The organism is Streptomyces sp. NPDC001663, from assembly GCF_042893105.1.
GTDB lineage: Bacteria > Actinomycetota > Actinomycetes > Streptomycetales > Streptomycetaceae > Streptomyces.
This window is the reverse complement of record NZ_JBIAUR010000003.1, coordinates 308,314-334,148: the sequence shown is the minus strand read 5'-3', so window position 1 is coordinate 334,148 and position 25,835 is coordinate 308,314. Positions and strand designations below refer to the sequence as shown.

Below are 25,835 nucleotides of genomic sequence, written 5' to 3'. Positions count from 1 at the left end.
TACCGGTGGGGCCGCTATCCGGCCACGGGGTACATCGCCCCGCGGCGCCTCGGTGAGTTCGGCCGGCGGTGTCCGGAAACCCCCGTCGTCGGGACGGGCGCGCGCTCAGGGTCGGTCGAGCCTGAGGCGCTCGGCGCGCGGTAGCCCGGCGACGACCAGGTCGTACGAGTCCTCGACGAGCTCCCGGACCAGCCGGTCCGGGAGCTCACCGTCGACCGTGACGGTGTTCCAGTGCCGCTTGTTCATGTGGTAGCCGGGGATGATCAGGCCCGAGTGGTCGGCACGCAGCCGGACCGCGTCCTCGGGATCGCACTTGAGGTTGACCGTGAGGGGGCGGTTGTCGAGCCAGGAGAGAGCGAACATCTTGCCCAACACCTTGAAGACCGAGATCTCGGGTGCGAAGGGGAAGTCCTCCACGGCCGCGTTGAAGGACAGGCATAAGGCACGCAGTTCCTGAGGGGTCATACGGCGGTCTCCTCACCGGTCTCCGGGCGGGCGTGGGCGCACTCGATCATGCGGGTGACCGGTCCCCCGTCGGCGTCCGTCACTCGTCCTGCTCCTCCTTGGACTCGGCCGATCCCACCGGCTCCACCAGCACCGTGACGATCTTGTTCCGGCGGCCGGCGGCGGCCTCGGCGGTCAGGCGGAGTTCGCGGCCGTCGGGGAGTTCGACCACGCTCGAGGCGCCCGCGATGGGCACGCGGCCCAGAGCCTTCGCGAGCAGGCCGCCGACCGTTTCCACGTCCTCGTCGTCGTACTCGTCGAGGCCGTACAGCTCGCCGAGGTCGGTGATGTCGAGGCGGGCGGTGACGCGGTAGCGGTCGTCCTCCAGATCCTCCACGGGCGGCAGTTCGCGGTCGTACTCGTCGGTGATCTCGCCGACGATCTCCTCGAGGATGTCCTCGATGGTGACGATGCCGGCCGTGCCGCCGTACTCGTCGATGACGACGGCGACGTGGTTGCGGTCCTGCTGCATCTCACGCAGCAGGTCGCCGGCGTTCTTGGTGTCGGGGACGAAGGCCGCCGGGCGCATGGCCGTCGAGACGAGTTCGGACTCGGCGTCGCGGCTGATGTGCGTCTTGCGCGCCAGGTCCTTCAGGTACACGATCCCGACGATGTCGTCCTCGCTCTCGCCGGTGACCGGGATGCGGGAGAAGCCCGAGCGGAGCGCGAGCGTCAACGCCTGGCGGATCGTCTTGTAGCGCTCGATGACGACGAGGTCGGTTCGCGGGACCATGACCTCCCGTACGAGGGTGTCGCCCAGCTCGAAGACCGAGTGCACCATGCGGCGCTCCTCGTCCTCGATCAGCGACTCCGCCTCCGCCAGGTCGACCAGCGCCCGCAGCTCCGCCTCGGAGGCGAAGGGGCCGCGGCGGAAGCCCTTGCCGGGGGTGAGCGCGTTACCGATCAGGATCAGGAGGTTGGGGATCGGGCCCATGATCCTGGCCAGGGGCACGAGGACGTACGCCGCCGCAGTCGCCGTGTTCAGCGGATGCTGACGGCCGATGGTGCGCGGGGAGACCCCGACGGCGACGTACGACACCAGGACCATCACGCCGATCGCGACCAGCAGGGCGCGGGTGGTGCCGGCGAACTCCTGCAGACAGGCGTACGTCACCAGCGCCGCGGCCGCCATCTCGCAGGCGACGCGGACCAGCAGGGCGACGTTGAGATAGCGGGTCGGGTCGGCGGCGATCTGCGCGAGCTTCGCGCTGCCGCGCCGGCCGCTGCGCACGGCCTCCTCGGCGCGGAAGCTGGAGACGCGCGCAAGGCCCGCCTCCGCGCAGGCGGCGAGCCAGGCGACGACGACCAGCGCGATCGCGCCCGCGACGATCTGCGGACTCATGAGACGGTCGGGGCCGGGGATGGGCCGGTCAGGCCCTTCTCCGCGCGCCAGCCGTCCACGATGGCTGCCTGCAGGCCGAACATCTCGGCCTTCTCGCTCTGCTCCTCGTGGTCGTACCCGAGAAGGTGCAGCACGCCGTGGACGGTGAGCAGCTGGAGCTCCTCGTCCATGGAGTGCTGCGTGGGCGCTTCCTCACCCTGCTTCTTGGCGACCTCGGGGCAGAGCACGATGTCGCCGAGGAGACCCTGCGGGGCCTCCTCGGCGTCCTTCGACGGCGGACGCAGCTCGTCCATCGGAAAGGACATGACATCCGTGGGTCCCGGCAGGTCCATCCACTGGATGTGCAACTGCTCCATGGCGTCGGCGTCCACGACGATCACCGAGAGCTCGGAGAGCGGGTGGATGCGCATCCGCGCGAGTGCGTAGCGGGCGATGTCGAGGATCGCCTGCTCGTCGACCTCGGTTCCGGACTCGTTGTTGACGTCGATCGACATGGTGCGGTGTCTGTCTACTTCCCCTTGTGCCCGGACTGCCTGCCCCGGCCGCCCTTGTGGGTGCCGTTCTCGGTGCCGTGCTTGCTGTCGTACTTCTCGTACGCGTCGACGATACGGCCGACGAGCTTGTGCCGTACGACATCGTGGGACGTGAGGCGCGAGAAGTGGACGTCGTCGAGGCCCTCGAGGATCTCCTGGACCTGGCGCAGGCCCGACTTGGTGCCGTTGGGCAGGTCGACCTGCGTCACGTCACCGGTGATCACTATCTTCGAGTCGAAGCCCAGGCGGGTGAGGAACATCTTCATCTGCTCGGGCGAGGTGTTCTGGGCCTCGTCGAGAATGATGAAGGCGTCGTTGAGGGTGCGGCCTCGCATGTAGGCGAGGGGTGCGACCTCGATCGTGCCCGCCGCCATCAGCCTCGGGATCGAGTCCGGGTCCAGCATGTCGTGCAGTGCGTCGTACAGCGGGCGCAGGTACGGGTCGATCTTCTCGTAGAGCGTGCCGGGCAGGAAGCCGAGCCGCTCGCCCGCCTCGACCGCGGGCCGGGTCAGGATGATGCGGTTGACCTGCTTGGACTGCAGGGCCTGCACCGCCTTGGCCATGGCGAGGTAGGTCTTGCCCGTACCGGCGGGGCCGATGCCGAAGACGATCGTGTGCTTGTCGATCGCGTCGACGTACCGCTTCTGGTTGAGGGTCTTGGGGCGGATCGTGCGGCCGCGCGAGGAGAGGATGTTCTGGGTGAGGACCTCGGCCGGGGTCTCCTGGCCGTCACTCTCACCGTTCTCACTCGCTCTGAGCATGGCGATCGAGCGTTCCACTGCGTCCTCCGTCATCGGCTGTCCGGTGCGGAGCACCAGCATCATCTCGTCGAACAGGCGCTGGACGAGGGCGACTTCCGCGGCATCGCCGACCGCGCTGATCTCGTTTCCCCGGACGTGGATGTCGGCCGCCGGGAAGGCCTTCTCGATCACGCGCAGAAGGGAGTCGCCGGACCCCAGGACGGTCACCATGGGGTGCTGGGCGGGGACGGTGAACTGTGCTCTCGCCTGCCCCTGCGCGGGGGTGTGAGCTGTGGGTGTCTGAGTCATGGGCCGGCTCTGTAGGCCTTGCTCGTCCTCCTCGATCACGACACGCCAGCCGCTTGGGCTGCCTTGACGTTTTCAAGCGTACGCCGGGGGACTGACAACGCCGTAGGGCTTTTCGGCGGCCTGTGTTTCACATGCCGTCGCCGGATGCAGCCGGCCTCAGGCCGACCTGAACCCGATCGTCGGCACAGCTCTCCGCAACGGCCACGGTCTCGCCGCCTCCCCCTCCGGGACCAGGCGCTCCAGGAACGCGTACCGCCGAAGCGCCGCCGGATCCTGCTCCTGCACCGACTGCACCTTCCGCCACCACCCCGCGATCTCCGACCAGCCCGGCGCCGACAGCGATCCACCGAACTCCTGGACGGACAGCGCGGCCGTCAGCCCCCCGAACGCCAGCCGGTCCGCGAGCGGCCAGCCCGCCAGCGTGCCGGTGACGAACCCCGCGACGAACACGTCTCCCGCGCCGGTCGGATCCAGGGCCTCCACCGCGATGGCGGGGACCTCGGCCGTCTCTCCCGTATGCCTGTCGACGGCGTACGCCCCCTCCGCACCGAGGGTGACCACCGCGAGCGGTACGTGCTCGGTGAGGGCGTGAGCGGCGGCGCGCGGGGTCGCGGCGCCCGTGTACCGCATCGCCTCCTCCGCGTTCGGCAGGAACGCCTCGCAGTGCTCGAGGTCGGGCAGGCCCGCCAGGTCCCAGGCACCGGTGTCGTCCCAGCCGACGTCGGCGAAGATGCGGGTGCCGCGGCCGGCGGCCTCGGCGATCCAGGGTGCGCGCTTGCCGGGCGTGAGGGAGGCGATGGCGGCACGCGCGCGGGGCGAGCTGTCGGGGGCGCCCGGCGCGCCCGCCCGGACGAACGCGGCCTCCGGGGGCGGCTCGTGGCCGTGCGAGACCATCGTGCGCTCGCCCTCGTAGGCCATCGAGACCGTGACCGAGGAGTGCCAGCCGGGGACCGTGCGCGAGGTGGAGAGGTCGATGCCCTCGCCCTGCTCCAGCGCGTCCCAGCAGTACTCCCCGTAGTGGTCGTCGCCGAAGGCCGCCGCGAGGGACGTCCGCAGGCCGAGGCGGGCCAGGGCCGTGGCCATGTTGGCGACGCCGCCGGGGCTCGACCCCATCCCGCGCGCCCAGGACTCGGTCCCGCGCACCGGGGCGGAGTCGAGCCCGGTGAAGATGATGTCGAGGAAGACGGGGCCGGTCAGGTACACGTCCCAGGGGGGATCGTCCGGTGTGCGCAGGGCGGCGAGGGGGTCGACCTGGGCCTGGCAGGCCGCTCCCTCTGTGGTGGTCGACGGTCCCTTTCCGGTGGACGCGTTGGGCGCGATCACGGTGCACTCCCTGGCATGGTGCGGATCTGGCCAGTGTGCACCACACCACCGACAACGCGTCGGCGCTCACGCCGCAGCCGTCCTGCGCGTCATGCCGTCGCAGGTCCCGGGTGCGTAATGCGGGCCGCGCCCGGGGTCGCCTCGGGGGCCGTGGCCTTCGGGGCGTGGGCGCGGCCGGTGTGGATCCGGTCGTTGCGGCCGCCGCCGCGGACCAGCAGCGCGACGAGCACCGGGCGCCGCTTCTTGCGGATCGCTGATTGGACGGCGGGTGGGTGTAGGGGCGAGGAAAACCCGGCGCTACCAGCGCGGCACGGTCGGCGTCGCCCACCCCGGCTCGGCAACCCGCATCGCCGCCGCATCGTCGCGCTCGCGCAGCGAACCATCGTCGTCGAGCCAGCGCTGGTGCAGGAACTGCAGCTTGTCGTGGTCGAGTTCGATGCCGAGGCCCGGTGCGTCGGAGACGGTGAGCTTGCCGGACTCGAAGGTCAGGCGTTCGGTGAGGACGTCCTCCGACTGCCAGGGGTAGTGGGAGTCGCAGGCGTGGTGGAGGCCCGGGACGGTCGACGCGACGTGGGTCATCGCGGCCAGGCTGATCCCCAGGTGGGTGTTGGAGTGCATGGAGACCCCGACGCCGAACGTCCGGCAGATGGCGGCCAGTTGCTGGGTGTTGCGCAGACCGCCCCAGTAGTGGTGGTCGGAGAGGACGACCTGGACGGCGTCCTTCGTGAACGCCTCCTTGATCTCGGCGAAGGTCGTCACGCACATGTTGGTGGCCAGCGGCACACTGGTCCGCGCGGCGACCTCGGCCATCGCGGGCGTGCCGAGCGCCGGGTCCTCCAGGTACTCGAGGACGTCGCCGAGCTCCTTCGCCACCTTCAGCGAAGTCTCCACGGACCAGGCGCCGTTGGGGTCCAGACGAAGCGGGTGCCCGGGGAAGGCCTCGGCAAGGGCCAGGATCGCGGCGATCTCCTCGTCCGGCGGGAACACACCGCCCTTGAGCTTGAACGACGTGAACCCGTACCGCTCCTTGAACAGCCGGGCCTGCTCCACCACCCCGGCCGGGTCGACGGCGGCGCCCCAGTCGTCCTTCTCGCAGGCCACGCCTTCGGGGTGGTCGGCCCACTTGTAGAACAGGTACGCGCTGTACTCCACCGCGTCCCGCACCTTGCCGCCGAGCAGCGCGTGCACCGGCAGCCCGAGCGCCTTGCCGAGGGCGTCGAGACAGGCGACCTCGAAGCCGGAGACCACGGACAGCCGCAGTTTGTCTGCGGTCTGGACGCCGCGCAGTCCGCCGACGTCGACCTGGCCGGATACCCGGGAGTCGTCGACGGCGACCTCGTCGGCAACGGTGAACAGGCCGTTCAGGTCGGACACTTGGCGGCCGACGAGCTTCTCGGCGAAGGGGCGGGCGAGCTCCAGGTACTTGGTGTCGCCGTACGTCTCGCCGACACCCGTGATCCCGTCGGCCGTCACCACCTCGACGATCAGCCGTGGGGTGTACGGCTGGTGCACGCCCTGCGTGTTGAGCAGCGGCGGGTCGGCGACCAGGATCGGCGTCAGCCGTACATCGGTGATCGTGAGGTTCACAGCGCTGCTCCCACGAGGTCGAGTCCGGCGGTCAGGAGGGTCTTGAGGTCGGCCAGGTCGGCGGCCGACGGGTCGGTGAGCGGGGCGCGGACGGGGCCGACGGGGCGGCCGCGCAGCCGGGCCGCCGCCTTCACCAGCGACACGGCGTATCCCGGTACCCGGTCGCGGAGTTCGACGAGCGGGACGTAGAAGTCGCGCAGCAGCCGCTCCACCGCCTTGTCGTCGCCGTCGCGCAGGGCGCCGAAGAAGGCGTTCGCGATCTCGGGCGCGAAGGCGTGGACGGCGGAGGAGTAGGCGGGGACGCCGACGGTGGCGTAGGCGCGGGCCTGGATCTCGGCGGTCGAGGCGCCGTTGAAGAAGAGGAAGCCCTCGGGGGCGGCGAGGGTGAGGCGCTGCAGGCGGTCCAGGTCGCTGTGGCCGTCCTTGAGGCCGATGACGTTCGGGATGTCGGCGATGCGCCTCAACGAGGTTGCGGTGAAGGCGACTTGGCCGCGCTGGTAGGCGATGAGCGGGAGCCGGGTGCGGGCGGCGATCTGCTCCAGCTGGGCGACCAGGCCGTCCTGCGGGGCGGCGACCAGATAGTGCGGGAGGACGAGGAGCGCGTCGGCGCCGGCCTCCTCGGCGATGCGGGCGAACCGTACGGCCTGCGCCCAGCCGTAGCCGATGCCGGCGACGACGGGCACGCGCCCGCTCGCCTCCTCCACGGCGACGGTCACGACCTGCCGGTACTCGTCCTCGTCCAGCGAGAAGAACTCGCCGGTGCCGCAGGCGGGGAAGACGGCGCCGGGGGCGGTGGCGACCTGCGCCGCGACATGGGCGCGGAAGCCGTCGACGTCGAGGGAGCCGTCGTCGTGGAAGCTCGTGAGCGGGAACGACAGCACGCCGCCCACCATGCCGTCCCGCAACCGCCGGACCGTGTCCGTATCGGGGCTCACCCTCGTCCATCTCCCTATGTAGACATCATCCATGCATGAAGATGGAGGTTAGATACGCGAACATCGGGCGTCAATGGGTCGGGGGTGCCCGATTACGATCGGCTCATGTCGGAGACGGATGGCGGGGCCGTGAGCGAGACCGGGGGCGTCCGCGAGGTGAAGTCGGCCGCGCGGACGGTCGAGCTGCTGGAACTGCTCGCCGCGCGCGGCGACCGTCCGGCCCGGCTGCAGGAGCTGGCGGACGAGCTGGGTGTGCCGCGCAGTTCGATGTACGCGCTGCTGCAGACCCTGATCGGCCGGGGCTGGGTGCGTACGGACATCACCGGCTCGCTGTACGGCATCGGCATCCACGCCCTGCTCACCGGCACGAGCTATCTGGACTCCGACCCGCGCGTGCGTGTCGTACGGCCGTATCTGGACGAGGCGTCGGAGGCGCTCGGCGAGACCATCCACCTGGGGCGGCTCGACGGGCCGGACGTGGCGTACCTCGCGACGCGGGAGTCGCACGAGTACCTGCGGACGATCAGCCGGGTGGGGCGACGGCTGCCGGCGCACGTGGGCGCGCTGGGCAAGGCACTGCTCGCGGAACGGCCCGACGAGCGGCTGCCCGAGGGGCCGTACGAGGCGCTCACGCCCAACACGCACACCAGCAGGCAGTCACTCGCGGCCGACCTCGCGCGGGTCCGCGTCCGCGGCTACTCGGTCGACCGCGAGGAGGGCGTCCTCGGCATCGTCGGTTTCGGCTTCGCCCTGCGCTACGACGCCCCGGCGCAGGACGCGATCAGCTGCTCGGTACCGGTGGCCCGGCTGACGCCGGAGCACGAGGAGCGGATCGTGGCGGTGATGCGGGAGATCAGGGCGAAGATCGAGGCGACGGCTCCGGGGGCCGGCGGCGCGGCTCACTGGCGCTAGCCCGAACATCCTGAAAGGCCGCTCGTCTACCCGGCCTCTCCCACCTCAAACGCAACGTGCGCCACATCACACCCCCCGGTCTTCTTCAGCAACCGCGTGCTTGATACAAATTCTTCGCGCGTTCCTGTCCGTCGACGGTCGTCGCCCAACCCCTTTCTTGAGCCGCTTCTTTCGCATGCCCTGGGAACGCCCGTGTTCGCCCCTCGCACCACCCCCTGGCCCCTCGTCGCCCTTTTCACGGCCGGGTATCTCGCTCCGTATCTGCTGCCGACCACCGTCGGCCGCCTCGACTCGGGGCTTGCGGTGTCCGCCACGCAGGCGGGTGCCATCGGCAGTGCGCTGCTGCTGAGTTCGGCCGCGGCCGGGTTCCTGCTCGCCTCCCGCGTCGACCGTGTCGGCCCGCGCACGCTCGCCCGCATCGGGCTCGTCCTCGCGGTCGTCGGCTACGGCGGTGCCGCGCTCAGCAGTGCCGTCCCGGCCGTCGTCGTGGGCGCGCTGGTCGGCGGTTTCGGGTCCGGTACGGCCACGACGGTCGCCGCCACCGGGATCGCCGCCCAGCCGGATCCGCACCGGGTGACCACGCTCGGCCTGCTCTGCGTCTCGGCGCTCGCGGGCGTCGTGTATCTGACCGTGCCGCACCTCGGGGCAGGCCACGGACAACCCCTGGCCGCCATCGCACTCACCGCGCTCGCCGTATGGCCCCTGACGGGCCGTCTCCCGGTCCGTACCGCCGCCCCGCGGACCGGGCAGCACGACAGGACGCCCCTCCCCCACCCCCGCTCGGGTCTCGTCCTCGCCGCCACCCTGCTGTGCTGGTCCCTTGCGCAGAACGCCCTCTGGGGCGTCAGCGGCCGCATCGGCCTCACCCAGGCGCACCTGCCCGAGACCACCGTCGGCGCGGTCTTCGCGGTGGCGCTCGGCGCGGGACTGCTGGGAGTCGTCGGCGCGGGCGCGGTCGGGCCGCGGCTCGGCCTGGCGGTGCCCATCGGGACCGGTACGGCTCTGATCTCGGCCTGCATCGTGCTCAGCGCATCCGCGACCGACCTGACGACCTTCGCGACCGGCGAGATCGCCTGGAACCTGCTGTACCCGGTCGTGCTGTCGTACGTGATCGGACTGGCCGCCTCCCTGGACCCGCGCGGCCGTTGGGCGGTGCTGGTCGGTTCGGCGTCCTCGCTGGGGACCGCCGCGGGACCGCTGACGGGCAGTGTGCTGTCGGCGCAGGCCGGGTTCCCGGTGATGGGTGTGGCGCTCGCCGTCGGGCTGCTGGTGGTCGCCGTACCGATGACGGCCGTGGCCCGGGGAACGGGAAGGCGCCCCCTCCCGGTCGTCGAGATCCCGGTGGAGGCGCCTGCCCAACAGCACGCCTACGACACGACGGCCGCCTAGAAGGCGTACGCCTCCACCTCGGCGAGGTATCGCGCCCGCCGCTCCTCGTCGTCGTCCAGGAAGGACGCAAGGAAGGAGTTGCGGGCCAGTTCGCGAAGCCGGTCGTGGGACAACCCCAGGGTGTTGTGCACCGCGTCGAAGTTGTCGCCCGCGTAGCCGCCGAAGTAGGCCGGGTCGTCGGAGTTGACCGTGCAGAGCAGGCCCGCGTCGAGCATGGCCGGCAGCGGGTGGTCGGCGAGGGTGTCGACCGTGCGCAGGCGGACGTTGGAGAGGGGGCAGAGGGTCAGCGGGATGCGGTCGCGGACCAGGCGGGCGACCAGGGCCGGGTCCTCCATGCACCGCAGCCCGTGGTCGACGCGCTCGATACCGAGGACGTCGAGGGCCTCCGTGATGTACTCCGGCGGGCCCTCCTCCCCCGCGTGCGCCACCCGCCGCAGCCCCAGCTCCGCCGCGGCCTCGTACACCTCGCGGAACTTCACCGGCGGGTGACCGACCTCGGCCGAGTCGAGGCCGATGCCGGTGATCCGGTCCAGGTAGGGCTTGGCCGCCTCGAGGGTCTGCCGTGCGGACTCGGCGGACTCGTCGCGCAGGAAGCAGAGGATCAGCTTGGTGGAGATGCCGTGGTTCGCCTCGCTGCTCCCCAGCGCGCGCCACAGGCCCTCCACGACCGTGCCCATCCCCACGCCCCGTGCGATGTGCGCCTGCGGGTCGAAGAAGATCTCCGCGTGCCGGACGCCCTGCGCGGCGGCGCGGGCGAGGTAGGCGTTCGCGAGGTCCTCGAAGTCCCGCTCGGTGCGCAGGACGGCCATGAGCTCGTAGTACAGGTTCAGGAAGGACTGGAGGTCCTCGAAGTCGTACGCCTTGCGGAGCTCGTCGGTGTCGGCGTACGGCAGCTCGACGCCGTTGCGGGCGGCCAGCTCGAAGGCGAGCTCCGGCTCCAGGGTGCCTTCGATGTGGAGGTGCAGTTCTGCTTTGGGGAGGGGCATCGCAGCATCGTACGGGTGTTTTACCGCCGTTTCGGAACCGGCACCCGCAGCAGGTCGTGCGCCACCGTCAGCTCGCCCTCGAAGCCCGCCGCCCGTGCCTGCCGCTCGAACTCGTCGGGGTCGGTGTAGCGCTGGCTGAAGTGCGTGAGCACCAGATGCCGTACGCCCGCCTCGCGCGCGACCGCCGCCGCCTGGCCCGCGGTCAGGTGGCCGTGTTCGACGGCGAGGTCGGTGTCCTCGTCGAGGAACGTCGACTCGATGACGAGCATGTCGCAGCCGTCCGCCAGCGCGTGCACGCCGTCGCAGAGGCGGGTGTCCATGACGAACGCGAACCGCTGGCCGCGGCGCACCTCGCTGACGTCCTCCAGTCGCACGCCGTCGACGACGCCCTCGCGCTGGATGCGGCCGACGTCCGGGCCCTTGATGCCGTGCGCGGCGAGGCGGTCCGGCAGCATGCGGCGGCCGTCGGGTTCGATCAGCCGATAGCCGTAGGACTCGACGGGGTGCGAGAGCTTGACCGCTTCGAGGGTGTACGAGGGTGTGACGGCCGCGGGGCCGTCCGCGTCGACCGGGGCCTCGGTGAGCTGGACCGTCTCGCGGTAGGCGGTGGCGTAGCGCAGGCGGTTGAAGAAGCGCTGTCCGGACTTCGGGTAGTGCGCGGTGATCTCGTGCGGCACCCGGTCCAGGTTGATGCGCTGGACGACGCCCGCGAGGCCCAGGGAGTGGTCACCGTGGAAGTGGGTGATGCAGATGCGGTTCAGGTCGTGCGCGGCGACCCCGGCGCGCAGCATCTGGCGCTGCGTGCCCTCGCCGGGGTCGAAGAGGATGCCCTCGCCGTCCCAGCGCAGCAGGTAGCCGTTGTGGTTGCGGTGCCGGGTCGGGACCTGGCTGGCGGTGCCGAGGACCACCAATTCACGTACGGACACGGTGGGTTATCCGGGGGGCCACTGCAGGCCGCGGCCGCCGAGGACGTGTGCGTGGGCGTGCCAGACGGTCTGGCCGGCGCCGGGGCCGGTGTTGAAGACGATGCGGTAGCTCTCCAGCTTGTCCTCGTCGGCGACGGACTGGGCTTCGCGGAGGACGTCGGCGGCGAGGGCGGGTTCGGCGGTCGCGAGCTCGGCGGCGTTCTTGTAGTGCGCCTTGGGGATCACGAGGACGTGCGTGGGGGCCTGCGGGTTGATGTCCCGGAAGGCGACGGTGGTTTCTGTCTCGCGGACGATCGTCGCCGGGACATGCCCCTCGGCGATCTTGCAGAACAGGCAGTCGTCCTGCGGCTCCCCTGACATTCGTTCTCCTCGGGCCGGTTGATCGAGTACGGGGGCATCGTATCGAGGGACGTCAGTCCAGGCTCGGTGGTGTCTTCGCCGGGGTCTCCTCCAGAGCGGCCAGCGCGATCCGTACGGCCTCGTCCAACTGCGCGTCCCTCCCCGCCCCGTAGTCCTGCGGGCGCTGCACGACCTCCACGTCCGGATCGACCCCGCGGTTCTCCACGCCCCAGCCGTAACCCTCCAGCCAGATCGCGTACTTGGGCTGGGTGATCAGTGTGCCGTCGACCAGGCGGTAGCGGCTGTCGATGCCGATCACGCCGCCCCAGGTGCGGGTGCCGACGACCGGGCCGATGCCGAGGGCCTTGATCGCTGCGTTGACAATGTCGCCGTCGGAGCCGGACCACTCGTTGGCGACGGCTACGACGGGGCCGCGTGGCGTGTCCTCGGGGTAGCTGTAGGGCTGCATGCCGCGGGGCATGCCCCAGCCGACGATCCGGCGGGCGAGCTTCTCGACGACCAGTTGGGAGGTATGGCCGCCGGCGTTCTCGCGGACGTCGACGACGAGGCCCTCGCGGGCGACCTCGACGCGCAGGTCGCGGTGGATCTGGGCCCAGCCGGGCGCCTGCATGTCGGGGACGTGGAGATAGCCGAGCCGGCCGCCGGACTTCTCGTGGACGTAGGCGCGGCGGTCGGCGACCCAGGCGTGGTAGCGCAGCGGCACCTCGTCCGCGATCGGTACGACCACCGCGTGCCGTACGTCGCCGCCGCCGGAGGGAGAGATCGTCAGCTCCACCGGCTTGCCCGCCGTGCCGACCAGGAGCGGGCCGGGGCCGGTCACCGGGTCCACGGGGTGTCCCGCGACGGCGACGATGGTGTCGCCGGGGCGGATGGCGACGCCGGGTGCGGCGAGCGGGGAGCGGGCCTCGGGGTCGGAGGTCTCCGCGGGCAGGATGCGGTCCACGCGCCAACTGCCGTCCTCGTGACGGGAGATGTCGGCGCCGAGCAGGCCCTGGCGGGCGCCGTTGCCGTGGCCGCCGCGCGGCTGGACGTACGCGTGGGAGGTGCCGAGCTCGCCCTGGACCTCCCAGAGCAGGTCGACGAGGTCGCCGTGGGTGGCGATGCGGTCGAGGACGGGGCGGTAGCGGTCGAGGACGCCGTCCCAGTCGACGCCGCTCATGTCGGGCCGCCAGAAGTGGTCCCGCATGATGCGGCCCGTCTCCTCGTACATCTGCCGCCACTCGGCGGCCGGGTCGACGGTCTGCCGGACACGGGTGAGGTCGACGGTGACGTTCGAGTCGCTGTCCTCGTCGTTCGAGGCGCGCCGGTCGCTGGGTACGACCTTGAGCCGGCCGTCGGTCCACAGGAGGACCCGCTTGCCGTCACCGCTGACCTCGAAGTCGTCGGCGTCGGCGGCGAGATGCTCGATGCGCTGCTGGACCAGGTCGTAGCGCTCCAGCTCGGTCTTGGGGTCGGGGGCGTCGGGGGTCGCGCGGGAGGCGCCGAGGACGCCGCGCACCGGGTGGCGCAGCCACAGCACACCGTCCTTCGCGGCCCGCAGGGTGGTGTAGCGGGCGGCCTCGACCGGGAACGGCACGATGCGGTCGGCCAGGCCCTCGAGGTCGATACGGGTGGTGGGGGTGCCCTCGCTGTCGGGCGTCTCGTCCTTGTCCGGGGCGTCGAAGGGGCGGCCGTGGCGCTGCGGGCCGAACGGCGAGGGCGTGGTCGCCGCGAGGGTGATCAGGTGCGGGCGGGAGGCGACGACGAAGGCGAGGTCGAAGACGTGCTCGTCGTAGACCGGGTCGAAGGAGCGGCTGGAGAGGAAGGCGAGGTGCTTGCCGTCGAGGGTGAAGGCGGGGTCGTAGTCCTGGAAGCGCAGCGGGGTGGCCTCGGTGACGGACAGGTCGGTGGTGTTGGCGAGTCTGAGCTGGCTGAGCGGGCGCGGGCCGGGGTGGGTCCAGGCGAGCCACGCCGAGTCGGGCGAGAAGGCCAGCCCGGACACCTCGCCGTGCTCGCTGCGGTCCACCTCGCGCACCTCGCCCGACTCGCGCTCGACGAGCAGCAGCCGTCCGTCGTGCGAGGCGACCGCGGTGCGGCTGCCGTCCGGCGCGACGGCGAGCTCCAGGACGCGGCCGAGCTGTCCGGCGGCGAGCCTGCGCGGGGTCGCGCCGGGTGCGAGGCCGGTCGCCGGGGCGAACTCCAGGGCGTCGTCGCCCTCGGCGTCCGTCACCCAGACCACCCACTCCTCGCCCTCGACGCGGAAGGTGCGCGGCCGCCGGGCCCGTACGCCGGGCTCGGCGGCCAGTACGCGGGCCGGGCCGGAGCGGTGGGTGACCCAGTGGACGGTGCCGCGGACGCAGACCGCGCTGCCGCGTGCGGTGCGGTCGGGGGCGGCCGAGCCGAACCAGCGGGAGGCGTTGACCGGGAACGGCTCCAGGTCGGGGCGCGGCCCGCCGAGCCGGATGTCGAGGCGACGCGGTTCGGCGCCGTCGAGGTCGTCGAGCAGCCACAGTTCACCGGCTGCCGAGTAGACGACCCGGGTGCCGTCGCCGGAGGCGTGCCGGGCGTAGAAGCCGTCGAGGGGGGTGTGCCGACGCAGGTCGGAGCCGTCGGCGAGGGAGGAGTACAGGGCACCGGTGCCCTCGTGGTCGGACAGGAACGCGATCCGCTCCCCCGCCCACACGGGGTGCTCGATGTTCCCGTCCAGCTCCTCGTGCAGCCGTACGAACTCCCCGTCGCCGGCGCGGTCGATCCACAGCTTGCCCGCCGTGCCGCCGCGGTAGCGCTTCCACCAGGCGGCCTCGCTCTGCATCGGCGCGGTCAGCAGCACCGTGTGCGGGCCGTACGCCAGCCCGCCCACGGGGCCGTAGGGCAGGGTGGTGGCCGGTCCGCCGTCGAGCGGGACGGCGCGGGCCCAGGTGCGGCGTGAGCTCGCCTGGCCCTGGGCGCTGGTGACGAGGACCTGTCCGTCGGGGGTCCAGCCGCGTACCCGGGTGCCCCAACTGCCCCAGTACGTAAGGCGCTTGGAGCGGCCACCGGTGGCCGGCGCAATGTGCACCTCGGGGGCGCCGTCGCGGGTGGAGGTCCAAGCGACGGTGGTGCCGTCGGGCGAGATGCGCGGCTGGGTCACCGGTACGTTGTCGGCGCTGACCCGGCGGGCCCAGCCGCCGTCGAGGGGCGCGAGCCAGACGTCGTCCTCGGCGGTGAAGGCGACCGAGTCGCCGTGCACGTGCGGGAACCGGAGATACGAGGAGGCGGGGGACGCCGGGGATGCCGTCGCTGCGGGCTCAGTCACCTGATCACCTTAGGCAAGGGCGGCATCCGCGGACAGAGGTTCCGATCACTTGCCCTCGACGGGCCAGCACTGCGGATCGCCCTTGCACCAGATCGTCTTGGTGACGGTCACGGTGACGGTGGCGCCGGGCTGCTGACCATTGCCGTTGCTGGGGTTGGTGATCGGCGAGGGGGTCGCGTTGCAGTTGCCGAGCCCCGTCACGTGGAACCACTGCTTGCCGCCCACCTTGGCGGTCAGGTCACCGCGCACACAGGCGCCGTCCACCGCGCGGGTGACCTTGCCGGTGACGGTGATCTCCCGGCCGTCCTTGGTCTGCCCCTGGCAGTCGACGTTGGCGACGGTGGTCTCGCTCGCCGAGGGCGCCGTCTGGCCGGGCGTCGCGGCCTTGTTGTTCCCGTAGTTGGCCGTGCAGCTCAGCCACTGCACGTCGACGTGCTGCCGCTCGAGCTCCTTGGTCGCGGTCTGATCGGTGGTGAACGCCACGGCCGCGGAGTTCAACCCACCCGGATCACACGCCACGACCCCGCCCACGGCCACCACCGCAAGCCCCGCCACGGCCGCGACCCGCTGTCCCCGCGGCCGACGCCAAACCCGCCTCAACGCCCCCATGGAGGGCAGCCTGCCACCGTGTGCCGTCCGGCGGTAGAGCGCATACGGTCACGAAAGCGCCGCGTCGGCGCCGTCAGCCGCGCAGCAGCAGCCACTCCTGCAGTTCCACCAAATTGCCCTCCGGGTCCTTGAGATGGGCCACGCGCATGCGGTCCGTCATCGCGGACGGGCCGTGCAGGAGGGTGGCGCCCCGGGAGGCGATCTGTTCGCAGTAGGTGTTCAGGTCGTCGACGCGCAGGACGACCAGGGAGCGGTGACCGGAGGCCTCGTCGCCCAGCTCGCCCAGGATCTCGGCCATCATCGAGCGGTCCTGGAGGGCGATGCCCGCCGAGCCGGTGGCCGGGCTGAACTTCTCGTACGGCCCCTTGGTCGCCCCCGACTGGGGCTTGAGGCCGAGGACTTCGGCGTAGAAGTGGTAGCAGGCGGCGAAGTCGCTTACGAGGAGGCGGACTTGGGCGAGTTCCACGGTGTTCATCCCTGGGGTGTCAGGACCAGCGGCCGGTGCGGCCCAGGAGCAGGGCCGCGGCCGCGGTTCCGGCGGTCGATGTACGCAGCACGGTAGGCCCCAGCACGTACGCCTTCGCGCCCGCCTCCTCGAAGAGCGCCAACTCGTCCTTGGAAACTCCGCCTTCGGGGCCGACGACCAGCACGATCTCACCCCGGTCGGGAAGTTCGGCGGTGGCGAGGGGCTCGCTGCCGTGCTCGAAGTCGGAGTGGAGCACGGCGGCGAGGTCGGCTTTGGCGAGAAGTGCCGCAACCTGCTTGGTCGTCGCTGCGTCCGCGACCTCGGGGAAGCGGACCCGGCGGGACTGCTTGCCGGCCTCGCGGGCGGTGGCCCGCCACTTGCCCAGCGCCTTCAGGCCGCGCTCGCCCTTCCACTGGGTGATGCAACGGGCCGCCTGCCAGGGCACGATGGCGTCGACGCCGACCTCGGTCATCGTCTCCACGGCCAGCTCGCCCCGGTCACCCTTGGGCAGGGCCTGGACGACGGTGATACGGGGCGCGGGCTCCGGCTCCTCGGACACCGAGGCCAGGTGGACGATCAGCCGGTCCTTGCCCTCGGCGGCGATCACCTCGCACTCCGCGTAGCGTCCCGCGCCGTCGGTCAGGACGACCGGCTCGCCCGGCTGCAACCGCTTCACGGAGACCGCGTGCCGCCCCTCGGGACCGTCGAGGACGAACTGCCCTCCGGCGCCTTCGAGTTGCTCGACGACGAACACCGGCGCCGTCATCGCAGGTCGCCCTTGGCGGACAACGCTGTCTTTGCGGCGTCGAGTTCGGCGGCCAGCACCTCGACCAGCCGACCGGCGGCCAGTTCGCGGGCCATGCGGTGGCCCTGGCCGGCCCACAGCGCCATGCCCTGCGCGTCGCCGGACGCGGCGGCCTTCTTGCGGATCGGCGAGGTGATGTGGTGGACCTCGGGGTACGCGGCGGGGGCGTAGGGGCCGTGCTCGCGCATGAAGCGGTTGACCAGGCCGCGGGCCGGGCGGCCGGAGAACGCGCGCGTCAGCTCCGTGCGCGTGAACAGGGGGTTGGTCAGCGCCTGCTTGTGGACGGCGTTGGCACCGGACTCCGGCGTCGCGAGGAACGCCGTGCCGAGCTGGGCCGCGCTCGCGCCCGCCGCAAGGGCCGCGGCGATCTGTCCGCCGCGCATGATGCCGCCGGCAGCGACGATCGGGATGGTCACGGTCTCGCGGACCTGGGCGATCAGGGAGAGAAGTCCGATGCCGGAGCCGTCGTTCTCCGGGAGGTCGCGGTGCGTGCCCTGGTGGCCGCCGGCCTCCACACCCTGCGCGATCACCGCGTCGGCGCCGGCCCGCTGCACGGCGAGCGCCTCCTCGGCGGTGGTCGCGGTGACCAGGGTGAAGGTTCCGGCACCGCGCAGGGCCTCGAGGATCTCGCGGCTCGGTACGCCGAAGTGGAAGGAGACCACCGGGACCGGGTTGTCCAGGAGTACGGCGAGCTTGGCGTCGTAGCCGTCGTCGCGGCCGCTGTCCGGGTCACCGAGCTCGGTCTCGTACCAGGCGGCCTCACCGGCCAGCTGGTGGGTGTAGATCTCTACGGCGCCGGGGTCGGCGTACTCCGGCTGCGGCATGAACAGATTCACGCCGAAGGGGCGGCTCGTGATCCCCCGGAGCTGTTTGATCTCCTGATACATGCCGTCGGCCGTCTTGTACCCGGCGGCGAGGAACCCGAGCCCGCCGGCCTCGCACACGGCGGCGGCCAGATGCGGCACGGAGACACCGCCCGCCATGGGGGCCTGCACGATCGGATGAGGGAAGAGATCGGTCAGCGCGGAGGACATGACGGCATGTTGTCACGTCCTCCGAACAAGTCCGAATCCGGCCGTCCCCTTGGCACGTGCCTCAGGAATGAACGCGATTCAGTGACCTCTCACGGCTCGCGTCAGCGCCCGTTGAAGGCGTCCTTGAGCCGCGAGAACAGCCCCTGCTGCCCCGGCTGGAACTGTCCCTGGGGACGCTCCTCGCCGCGCAGCTTGGCCAGTTCCCGCAGCAATCGCTCCTGCTCGGGGTCGAGCTTCGTCGGGGTCTGGACCTCGACGTGGACGATCAGGTCGCCGCGGCCGCCGCCGCGCAGATGCGTGACGCCCCGGCCGTGCAGCGGGATCGACTGGCCGGACTGGGTGCCGGGCCGGATGTCGACCTCCTCCATGCCGTCCAGCGTCTCCAGCGGGACCTTGGTGCCGAGGGACGCCGCGGTCATCGGGATGGTGACCGTGCAGTGCAGGTCGTCGCCGCGCCGCTGGAAGGTGGAGTGCGGCAGCTCGTGGATCTCGACGTACAGGTCACCGGCGGGACCGCCACCGGGGCCGACCTCGCCCTCGCCGGCGAGCTGGATGCGGGTGCCGTTGTCGACACCGGCCGGGATCTTGACCGTGAGGGTACGGCGGGACCGTACGCGACCGTCACCGGCGCACTCGGGGCACGGTGTCGGAACAACGGTGCCGAAGCCCTGGCACTGCGGGCACGGACGCGAGGTCATGACCTGGCCCAGGAAGGACCGCGTCACCTGCGACACCTCACCGCGGCCGCGGCACATGTCACACGTCTGAGCGGTGGTGCCCGGCGCCGCGCCCTCACCGTTGCAGGTGGAGCAGACGATCGCCGTGTCGACCTGGATGTCCTTCGTCGTGCCGAAGGCCGCCTCGTCGAGCTCGATCTCCAGCCGGATCATCGCGTCCTGGCCCCGGCGCGTACGCGACCGCGGGCCCCGCTGCGACGCCGTACCGAAGAACGCGTCCATGATGTCCGAGAAGTTCCCGAAGCCACCCGCGCCGAAGCCGCCCGCGCCTGCGCCGCCCGCCTGCGAGAGGGGGTCGCCGCCGAGGTCGTAGACCTGCTTCTTCTGCGGGTCCGAGAGCACCTCGTAAGCGGCGTTGATCTCCTTGAACCGCTCCTGGGTCTTCGGGTCCGGATTGACGTCCGGGTGCAGCTCGCGCGCGAGCCGCCGGAAGGCCTTCTTGATCTCTTCCTGCGACGCGTCGCGGCGCACGCCGAGAACGGCGTAGTAGTCCGTGGCCACTTACGACTCCGCCAGGATCTGTCCGACGTACCGTGCCACTGCGCGTACCGCTCCCATCGTTCCCGGGTAATCCATGCGTGTCGGTCCGACCACGCCGAGCTTGGCGACTGCCTCGCCGCCCGAACCGTAGCCGACCGACACCACCGAAGTGGAGTTGAGTCCCTCATAGGCGTTCTCGTGCCCGATGCGCACCGTCATGCCCGAATCCCCCGCCTCGCCAAGCAACTTGAGGAGCACGACCTGCTCCTCGAGCGCCTCCAGGACGGGGCGGATGGTGAGGGGGAAGTCATGTCCGAAGCGGGTCAGATTGGCGGTGCCGCCGATCATCAGCCGCTCCTCGTTCTCTTCGACGAGTGTCTCCAGGAGGGTGGAGAGCACTGTCGAGACCGTACCCCGGTCCTCCACGTCGAAGCCCTCGGGCAGGTCCTCGACGAGCCGTGGTACGTCCGCGAAACGGCGGCCCGCGACCCGGCTGTTGAGCCGCGCCCGCAGGTCCGCGAGCGAGGCCTCGCCGAACGGCGCCGGGCAGTCGACCATGCGCTGCTCGACCCGGCCGGTGTCGGTGATCAGCACGAGCATCACGCGCGCGGGGGCGAGCGAGAGCAGCTCCACGTGCCGCACGGTCGAGCGGGTCAGCGAGGGGTACTGGACGACGGCGACCTGCCGCGTGAGCTGCGCGAGCAGCCGCACCGTGCGGGCCACGACGTCGTCGAGGTCGACGGCGCCGTCGAGGAAGTTCTGGATGGCGCGGCGCTCGGGCGGGCTCATCGGCTTGACGCCGGCGAGCTTGTCGACGAACAGCCGGTAGCCCTTGTCGGTCGGGATGCGCCCGGCGCTGGTGTGCGGCTGGGCGATGTATCCCTCGTCCTCCAGGGCCGCCATGTCGTTGCGGACCGTCGCCGGGGACACCCCGAGGCTGTGCCGCTCGGTCAGGGCCTTCGACCCGACCGGCTCCTCGGTGCCTACGTAGTCCTGGACGATGGCGCGCAGGACCTGGAGCCGTCGTTCACTCAGCATCGCGCACACCTCCAGAAGTCGTCCCCTAGGCGCTCCGCCTGGCACTCTGTCCGTCCGAGTGCCAGCGTTCCCCGGCCCAGTGTACGGCGGTGGGGTACACCCGGGGCAAGGTCGGCCCCCGTTGACGGGGTCGTACAGCTAGCGTCGCGGTATGACGGTGACTTGGGAAGAGCTGGGGTGGGAGCGGGTGGCGGCGGGGGTCGGGCGGTGCCGTCTGCCCGGGTGGGACTGCACGGCGGGGCTGGTCGTCGGGGAGGGCACGGCGCTCTTGATCGACGCGGGATCGAGCCTCGCGGAGGGCGCACGGTTGCGTACTCAGGCGCAGCAGCTCGCCGGTCACCGTGTGACTCATCTCGCGCTCACGCATCCCCATTTCGACCATGTCTTCGGGGCGGCGGCGTTCGCGGGCACGGAGGTGTACGGGGCGGTGGGCATGGACGCGGTGTTCGAGGCCCGGCACGCGCGCGAGGAGCTGCGGGCGGACGCGGTGGGCAACGGTCTGGACGCGGATGCGGCGGAGGAGGCCGTGGACGCGCTGACGCCTCCGCGCCACCACGTCTCCGGCGAGTGGACGCTCGACCTCGGCGGCGGCCGGCAGGTGCTCCTGGCGAACGTGGGCCCGGGCCACACGGCGCACGACCTCGTGGTGTTCGTCCCCGGCGCCCCGGAGGTCGTGTTCTGCGGCGATCTGGTGGAGGAGTCCGGTGAACCGCAGGCGGGCCCGGACGCCGTACCGTCGCACTGGCCGGCCGCGCTGGACCGGCTCCTGGACCTGGGCGGCGAGGACGCGTTGTACGTGCCCGGTCACGGAGCGGTGGTCGACGCGGGGTTCGTGAGACGGCAGCGGGACGAGCTGGCGGCCCGTTTCGGCGTGTCTCCGTGATCTGTACGACGTCAGGGGCGGGCTTCTCCTATCGTCATCCGAATGCGCCAGTACTCCGCCGATCTGACCCCGCCGTGGAAGAAGCCCAAGCCCGTGCCCGAGGTGCCGGCGGAACCGGGTCTGGTGGTCGAGGAGCCCGGGACCGGTTTCTGCGGGGCGGTGATCCGCTGCGAGGCGGGCACGGTGACGCTGGAGGACCGCTTCGGCAAGCACCGGGTCTTCCCGATGGAGCCGCGGGGATTCCTGCTGGAGGGCCGGGTGGTGACGCTGGTACGCCCCGCCTCCGGCCCTGTCCGCCCGACTCGTACGGCATCCGGTTCGGTCGCCGTCCCCGGCGCACGCGCGCGCGTTGCCCGCGCCGGGCGCATCTACGTCGAGGGGCGGCACGACGCGGAACTCGTCGAACGTGTCTGGGGAGACGACCTGCGCATCGAGGGCGTGGTCGTGGAGTACCTGGAGGGCGTGGACGACCTGCCGTCGATCGTGGCGGACTTCGCGCCCGGCCCGGACGCCCGTCTCGGCGTCCTGGTGGACCACCTCGTCCCCGGCACGAAGGAGTGGAGGATCGCGGAGTCGGTGACGAGCGAGCACGCGCTGGTCGTCGGCCACCCGTACATCGACATCTGGGAGGCGGTGAAGCCGGCGACCCTGGGGATCGCGGGCTGGCCGCGGGTGCCGCACGGGCAGGACTGGAAGACGGGGGTGTGCCGGGCGCTGGGGTGGCCGGAGAACACGGGTGCGGCCTGGCAGGGGATCCTGTCGCGGGTGCGGTCCTACAAGGACCTGGAGCCCGAACTGCTGGGCCGCGTGGAGGAGTTGATCGACTTCGTCACGGCTCCTGGACAGTCCTGAACTCGCGGGTGTCGATGCCGGTGTCGAGCACCGGCAGGTGAAGCGTCTCCCCGTACCTCCAGTCGCGCTGACATCGATAGTCGGCGCGCTCGCCGCTGCCGTACGGCTCGGTGAGCACGCGGCATGCAGTCGCTGCCGGATCGACGATCAGGTACACCGGTACACCTGCCCCGGCATAGATCGATCGCTTGGTCACGTAGTCGCGGTGCGCGCTGGCCCGGGAGACGACCTCGACCAGCATGGTGACCGCCTCGACCGGTACGAGGCGGCCGGAGTCCAACCCGGCACCGCGTTCGAGCACCACGATGTCCGGGACAGGCTCGCTCGTTTCCCGGTGCATCTCGACGTACTGGCGCTGCAGCCGCCGCCAGCGGCTCCGCGGAACACCATCCTGGACGTCGGCCACCGTGCAGTTGTGCACCACGTCCGGGGATCTCGTCATCACGACGTCCCCTCGCAAGAGCTCGGCCCTGATGCCCTCGGGGACGTCAAGCGTGCCGAAGAACTCGATCAGCTGTCGGTCGTTCATGGCGGCACCCTAGGAACAGGCCACGCCCACGCGAGGGCCCGCCCGGGGGCAACCCACCCCCACGAGTGATCAGTCCACCAGGTCCCGCACCACCGCATCCGCCAACAACCGCCCCCGCAACGTCAGCACCGCGCGCCCCTCCTCGTACGGCCCCGTCTGCAGCAGCCCCTCCGCCAGCGCCCGCCGAGAAGCCGCCAGCCCCTCCTCCCGCAGCAGGTCCAGCGGTGCCCCCTCCCGCAGCCGCAGCTCCAGCAGGATGCGCTCCACCCGGCGGTCCTCGTCCGACAGGAGCTCACGGCCCGCGCCCGGCGACCGGCCCGCCGCCAGCGCCGCCGCGTACGCGCCCGGGTGCTTCACGTTCCACCAGCGGACTCCGCCCACGTGGGAGTGGGCGCCCGGGCCCGCACCCCACCAGTCGGCGCCGCGCCAGTACAGCTCGTTGTGCAGGCAGCGGGCCGCCTCGGAGGTGGCCCAGTTCGAGACCTCGTACCAGTCGAAGCCCGCCGCCGACATCACCTCGTCCGCGATCAGATAGCGGTCCGCGTGGACGTCGTCGTCCGTCATCGGGATCTCGCCGCGGCGGATGCGGCGGGCGAGCTGCGTGCCCTCCTCGACGATCAGGGCGTACGCCGACACGTGATCGGGGCCCGCTCCCAGCGCCGCTTCCAGCGACGCCCGCCAGTCGTCGTCCGACTCGCCCGGGGTGCCGTAGATCAGGTCGAGGTTGACGTGCTCGAAGCCGGCCGCACGGGCTTCCGCGACGCACGCCTCCGGGCGGCCCGGGGTGTGCGTGCGGTCGAGGATCTTCAATACGTGCTGCTTCGCGCTCTGCATGCCGAAGGAGATGCGGTTGAAGCCGCCCTGCCGGAGGGTCGCCAGATAGGCCGGGTCCACCGACTCCGGGTTCGCCTCCGTGGTGACCTCGGCGTCGGGCGCGAGGCCGAACTCGTCACGGATCGCCCCCAGCATCCGTACGAGATCACCGGCGGCCAGCAGAGTAGGCGTGCCGCCGCCCACGAAGACCGTGCGGACCGGGCGCGGGTCGTCGCCCAGCACCTTCCTGGCCAGGCGGATCTCGTCGATCAGGGTGTCCGCGTAGTTGTCGCGGGAGGCGAGGACCCCGCCCGTGCCGCGCAGTTCGGTGGCGGTGTAGGTGTTGAAGTCGCAGTAGCCGCAGCGGGTCGCGCAATACGGGACGTGCAGGTAGAAGCCGAGGGGGCGGGCGGCGGCCCCGGTGAGCGCGGATGCGGGGAGTGCGCCGTCGGCGGGGACCGGCTCGCCGTCGGGGAGTGCGGAAGGCATGCCCTCCATTGTCCAGTACCCGTACGACTCCTCACTCCGCCTGCAGCACCAGCAGCGCCAGATCGTCCTCCGGCGGCCTCCCGCCGAACTCGTGCACCAGCCGGCGGATGCGCTCCGCGATCAGCTCGGCGCTCATACCCGCGCACCCGGCGAGCGCGGTGGTCAGGCCGTCGCCGTCGTCGAACATGGCGGTGCCCGAGCGGCGCTCGGTGACGCCGTCCGTGACGCACAGGAGGCTGTCGCCGGGGCCCAGCTCGAAGGTCTCGCTGGTGTACGTCTCGTCCTCTATGACCCCGAGGAGGGTCTGCGGGCGGGCGACCGTGCGGACGGTTCCGTCGGGGCCGAGGAGCAGCGGCAGGGGGTGGCCGGCGGAGGCGAGGGTGCAGCGGACGCCGCCGTCGAAGGGGGTCAGCTCGCCGTAGAGCAGGGAGAGGAAGCGGGTCTGCGGGCCGTCGCCGGGGGCGGGCGGCCGCACCAGGGCGCGGGCGGCGGCGTCCGCGGCCTCCGTGGCGTCGTCGAGGAGGAGGCGGTTGAGGCGGTCGAGGACGTCGGCGACGCCGTAGCCCTCGCGGGCGAGGAGGCGCAGCCAGGGCCGGGCCAGGCCGATGACCACCGCGGCCTCGGGGCCCTTGCCCTGGACGTCGCCGACGGCGAAGCACCAGCGGCCGTCGCCGGCCGGGAAGAGGTCGTAGAAGTCGCCGCTCGGTCCGCCCTTGTCGCACGGCTCGTAGACGAGGGCGCTGCGCACACCCGGGATCTCGGCGACGCCGGCGGGCAGCAGGCCGCGCTGCAGGACCTGGCTGATGGTGGCCTGGCGGGCGTACTGGCGGGCCGCGCCGATGGCGAGGGCCACCCGGCGGCTGAGGTCCTCGACGAGTCCGGTGACCTCGTCGGGGAAGCGCAGCAGCCCGGACCGTCCGATGACGAGCGTGCCCAGCGGCCGGCCGCCCGCGATCAGGCGGTAGGCGAGCGCCGTGCCGTGCTCCTCGCGCATGTCGAAGGCCTCGCCGGGCCAGCGGTAGGGGACGGGCCCCGACCGCAGTCCCTCGGACGGCCGCGGCGGGTCCTTCTCCAGGGCCCGGCGCAGCTCCTCGATGCGGTTCTCGCTGCCGTGCCAGACCCGGGCGAGGCGCGGACCGGGCCCGCCCGTGCCGTCCGCCGCCCAGCCCCCGCGGCCGGTCGCCTCATCCTCCAGCCACACGGCGCACCAGTCGGCGAGGCGCGGCACGATCAGCTGTCCGGCGAGCGCGGCGACCAGGTTCTCGTCGAGCTGCCCGGCGAGCAGGTCGGAGGCCTCGGCGAGGAAGGACAGGGCACCGCGGTTGAGCCAGTCGCGGTCGCGCTCGGCGCGCTGGGGGTCGGGGGCGAGGATCTCGGCGGCGCGCAGTCCGCGCTCCAGGGCGCGCCGGCCGGCGTACGCCTCCATCTCGGCGGCGGGCGTGCTGCTCTCGCCGAGCAGCCGCGCCCACACCGTCTTGGTGCCCCGGCGGAAGGTGATGCCCCAGGACTCGGCGAGCGTCGAGACGAGGCGCAGTCCGCGGCCGTACTCCGGTGTCTCGTACGGCACTTCGGCCTCCGAGTCGCGCGGTGTGCGGGAGGGGTGGTGGTCGGAGACCTCCACGACGAGCGCGCCGGCCGTCTCCTCCAGCCGGAACTCGACGTCGACGTCGGTGCCCGCGTGCACGACGGCGTTGGTGACGAGTTCGCTGACGACGAGCACGGCGTCGTCGACGAGACGGCCGGAGAGGCGTTCGGAACCGGGGAGTCTGTCCTTCTCCCAGTCGGTGAGCGCGGAGCGCACGAGGGCGCGGGCGGAGCCCGGTGCGAGGGGACCGCCGGGCAGCGTCGTGCACGCCCGCGCGCGCGGGTGCGCGCTCCCTGGTGCGCTCGGGCGCGGGTGCGCAGGCGCATCGGAGGCACAGGAAACGGTCTCCTGTTGCATCGGAATGGCCCCCATGGACAGCTCCCCGAGCGGTTAGG

At 71.8% G+C, this 25,835-nt stretch carries 25 protein-coding genes; 4 read left to right on the top strand and 21 right to left on the bottom strand.

Translation table 11 applies throughout. The features are described from left to right. Nucleotides 1-105: 105 nt before the first annotated feature. The 8 genes from ACFY1L_RS12010 to ACFY1L_RS11975 form a co-directional block, all read right to left on the bottom strand. Nucleotides 106-465, bottom strand: a complete 360-nt coding sequence (locus tag ACFY1L_RS12010; RefSeq protein ID WP_388821977.1) for an MmcQ/YjbR family DNA-binding protein — start codon at nucleotides 463-465, stop codon at nucleotides 106-108. Nucleotides 466-544: 79 nt separating this feature from the next. Beyond that, the gene (locus ACFY1L_RS12005; RefSeq protein WP_388821974.1) at nucleotides 545-1,846 is read right to left on the bottom strand and encodes a hemolysin family protein; all 1,302 of its coding nucleotides are present in this window, start codon (nucleotides 1,844-1,846) and stop codon (nucleotides 545-547) included. After that, nucleotides 1,843-2,340 carry an rRNA maturation RNase YbeY gene (gene ybeY, locus ACFY1L_RS12000; protein WP_388821971.1) on the bottom strand — a complete coding sequence of 166 codons (498 nt, stop codon included), beginning with the start codon at nucleotides 2,338-2,340 and terminating at the stop codon, nucleotides 1,843-1,845. The genes ACFY1L_RS12005 and ybeY overlap by 4 nt, the downstream gene beginning before the upstream one ends. Nucleotides 2,341-2,354: 14 nt before the next feature. After that, entirely contained in the window at nucleotides 2,355-3,428 is a 1,074-nt protein-coding gene (locus ACFY1L_RS11995; protein ID WP_388821968.1) for a PhoH family protein, read from the bottom strand. A gap of 156 nt (nucleotides 3,429-3,584) precedes the next feature. Next, nucleotides 3,585-4,751: a carbohydrate kinase family protein gene (locus tag ACFY1L_RS11990; protein ID WP_388821965.1), complete on the bottom strand. Its 1,167-nt coding sequence runs from the start codon at nucleotides 4,749-4,751 to the stop codon at nucleotides 3,585-3,587. 89 nt (nucleotides 4,752-4,840) lie between these two features. Next, a complete protein-coding gene (locus ACFY1L_RS11985) occupies nucleotides 4,841-4,981 on the bottom strand; it encodes a hypothetical protein (RefSeq protein WP_388821962.1) in 141 nt (46 codons plus the stop codon). Between the two features lie 67 nt (nucleotides 4,982-5,048). After that, nucleotides 5,049-6,338: a glucarate dehydratase family protein gene (locus ACFY1L_RS11980; protein WP_388821959.1), complete on the bottom strand. Its 1,290-nt coding sequence runs from the start codon at nucleotides 6,336-6,338 to the stop codon at nucleotides 5,049-5,051. Beyond that, nucleotides 6,335-7,306: a 5-dehydro-4-deoxyglucarate dehydratase gene (locus ACFY1L_RS11975; protein WP_388821956.1), complete on the bottom strand. Its 972-nt coding sequence runs from the start codon at nucleotides 7,304-7,306 to the stop codon at nucleotides 6,335-6,337. Before ACFY1L_RS11975 ends, ACFY1L_RS11980 begins: the two co-directional genes overlap by 4 nt. A gap of 72 nt (nucleotides 7,307-7,378) precedes the next feature. Here ACFY1L_RS11975 and ACFY1L_RS11970 point away from each other — a divergent pair, with 72 nt between their 5' ends. Both ACFY1L_RS11970 and ACFY1L_RS11965 read left to right on the top strand, forming a co-directional pair. Next, entirely contained in the window at nucleotides 7,379-8,185 is an 807-nt protein-coding gene (locus tag ACFY1L_RS11970; protein ID WP_388821953.1) for an IclR family transcriptional regulator, read from the top strand. A 192-nt stretch (nucleotides 8,186-8,377) separates the two neighbouring features. After that, nucleotides 8,378-9,574, top strand: a complete 1,197-nt coding sequence (locus ACFY1L_RS11965; protein ID WP_388821950.1) for an MFS transporter — start codon at nucleotides 8,378-8,380, stop codon at nucleotides 9,572-9,574. Here ACFY1L_RS11965 and ACFY1L_RS11960 read toward each other — a convergent pair. From ACFY1L_RS11960 to hrcA, 10 genes are all read right to left on the bottom strand, one after another. Then, nucleotides 9,571-10,560 (bottom strand): adenosine deaminase, encoded by a 990-nt coding sequence (locus ACFY1L_RS11960; protein WP_388821947.1) that lies wholly within the window; start codon nucleotides 10,558-10,560, stop codon nucleotides 9,571-9,573. The two genes, ACFY1L_RS11965 and ACFY1L_RS11960, sit on opposite strands and share 4 nt — an antisense overlap. 20 nt (nucleotides 10,561-10,580) lie before the next feature. Next, nucleotides 10,581-11,486, bottom strand: a complete 906-nt coding sequence (locus ACFY1L_RS11955; protein ID WP_388821944.1) for a ribonuclease Z — start codon at nucleotides 11,484-11,486, stop codon at nucleotides 10,581-10,583. A gap of 6 nt (nucleotides 11,487-11,492) precedes the next feature. After that, complete coding sequence (locus ACFY1L_RS11950; protein ID WP_388821942.1) at nucleotides 11,493-11,846, bottom strand: histidine triad nucleotide-binding protein; 354 nt, start codon at nucleotides 11,844-11,846, stop codon at nucleotides 11,493-11,495. Between the two features lie 52 nt (nucleotides 11,847-11,898). After that, entirely contained in the window at nucleotides 11,899-15,120 is a 3,222-nt protein-coding gene (locus ACFY1L_RS11945) for a S41 family peptidase (protein ID WP_388821939.1), read from the bottom strand. Between the two features lie 45 nt (nucleotides 15,121-15,165). Continuing rightward, nucleotides 15,166-15,729 (bottom strand): hypothetical protein, encoded by a 564-nt coding sequence (locus ACFY1L_RS11940; protein WP_388821936.1) that lies wholly within the window; start codon nucleotides 15,727-15,729, stop codon nucleotides 15,166-15,168. Between the two features lie 73 nt (nucleotides 15,730-15,802). After that, a complete protein-coding gene (locus ACFY1L_RS11935) occupies nucleotides 15,803-16,195 on the bottom strand; it encodes a VOC family protein (RefSeq protein WP_388822908.1) in 393 nt (130 codons plus the stop codon). A 19-nt stretch (nucleotides 16,196-16,214) separates the two neighbouring features. Then, nucleotides 16,215-16,961: a 16S rRNA (uracil(1498)-N(3))-methyltransferase gene (locus ACFY1L_RS11930; protein ID WP_388821933.1), complete on the bottom strand. Its 747-nt coding sequence runs from the start codon at nucleotides 16,959-16,961 to the stop codon at nucleotides 16,215-16,217. Beyond that, nucleotides 16,958-18,034 (bottom strand): nitronate monooxygenase, encoded by a 1,077-nt coding sequence (locus tag ACFY1L_RS11925; protein WP_388821930.1) that lies wholly within the window; start codon nucleotides 18,032-18,034, stop codon nucleotides 16,958-16,960. The genes ACFY1L_RS11930 and ACFY1L_RS11925 overlap by 4 nt, the downstream gene beginning before the upstream one ends. A 101-nt stretch (nucleotides 18,035-18,135) precedes the next feature. Then, the gene (gene dnaJ / locus ACFY1L_RS11920; protein ID WP_388821928.1) at nucleotides 18,136-19,272 is read right to left on the bottom strand and encodes a molecular chaperone DnaJ; all 1,137 of its coding nucleotides are present in this window, start codon (nucleotides 19,270-19,272) and stop codon (nucleotides 18,136-18,138) included. After that, nucleotides 19,273-20,289, bottom strand: a complete 1,017-nt coding sequence (hrcA, locus tag ACFY1L_RS11915; protein WP_388821925.1) for a heat-inducible transcriptional repressor HrcA — start codon at nucleotides 20,287-20,289, stop codon at nucleotides 19,273-19,275. Between the two features lie 151 nt (nucleotides 20,290-20,440). Here hrcA and ACFY1L_RS11910 point away from each other — a divergent pair, with 151 nt between their 5' ends. Together ACFY1L_RS11910 and ACFY1L_RS11905 are read left to right on the top strand one after the other, a co-directional pair. Next, on the top strand, nucleotides 20,441-21,172 hold the full coding sequence (locus tag ACFY1L_RS11910) for an MBL fold metallo-hydrolase (RefSeq protein ID WP_388821922.1): 732 nt from the start codon (nucleotides 20,441-20,443) through the stop codon (nucleotides 21,170-21,172). Nucleotides 21,173-21,214: 42 nt separating this feature from the next. Then, entirely contained in the window at nucleotides 21,215-22,024 is an 810-nt protein-coding gene (locus tag ACFY1L_RS11905; RefSeq protein WP_388821919.1) for a DUF3097 domain-containing protein, read from the top strand. On the opposite strand, the gene ACFY1L_RS11900 is transcribed toward ACFY1L_RS11905, so the two are convergent. The 3 genes from ACFY1L_RS11900 to ACFY1L_RS11890 form a co-directional block, all read right to left on the bottom strand. Continuing rightward, nucleotides 22,002-22,553 carry a Uma2 family endonuclease gene (locus ACFY1L_RS11900; RefSeq protein WP_388821916.1) on the bottom strand — a complete coding sequence of 184 codons (552 nt, stop codon included), beginning with the start codon at nucleotides 22,551-22,553 and terminating at the stop codon, nucleotides 22,002-22,004. The two genes, ACFY1L_RS11905 and ACFY1L_RS11900, sit on opposite strands and share 23 nt — an antisense overlap. A gap of 69 nt (nucleotides 22,554-22,622) precedes the next feature. Next, a complete protein-coding gene (hemW, locus tag ACFY1L_RS11895; RefSeq protein WP_388821913.1) occupies nucleotides 22,623-23,855 on the bottom strand; it encodes a radical SAM family heme chaperone HemW in 1,233 nt (410 codons plus the stop codon). 31 nt (nucleotides 23,856-23,886) lie between these two features. Continuing rightward, on the bottom strand, nucleotides 23,887-25,812 hold the full coding sequence (locus ACFY1L_RS11890; protein WP_388821910.1) for a SpoIIE family protein phosphatase: 1,926 nt from the start codon (nucleotides 25,810-25,812) through the stop codon (nucleotides 23,887-23,889). Between the last annotated feature and the right edge of the window lie 23 nt (nucleotides 25,813-25,835).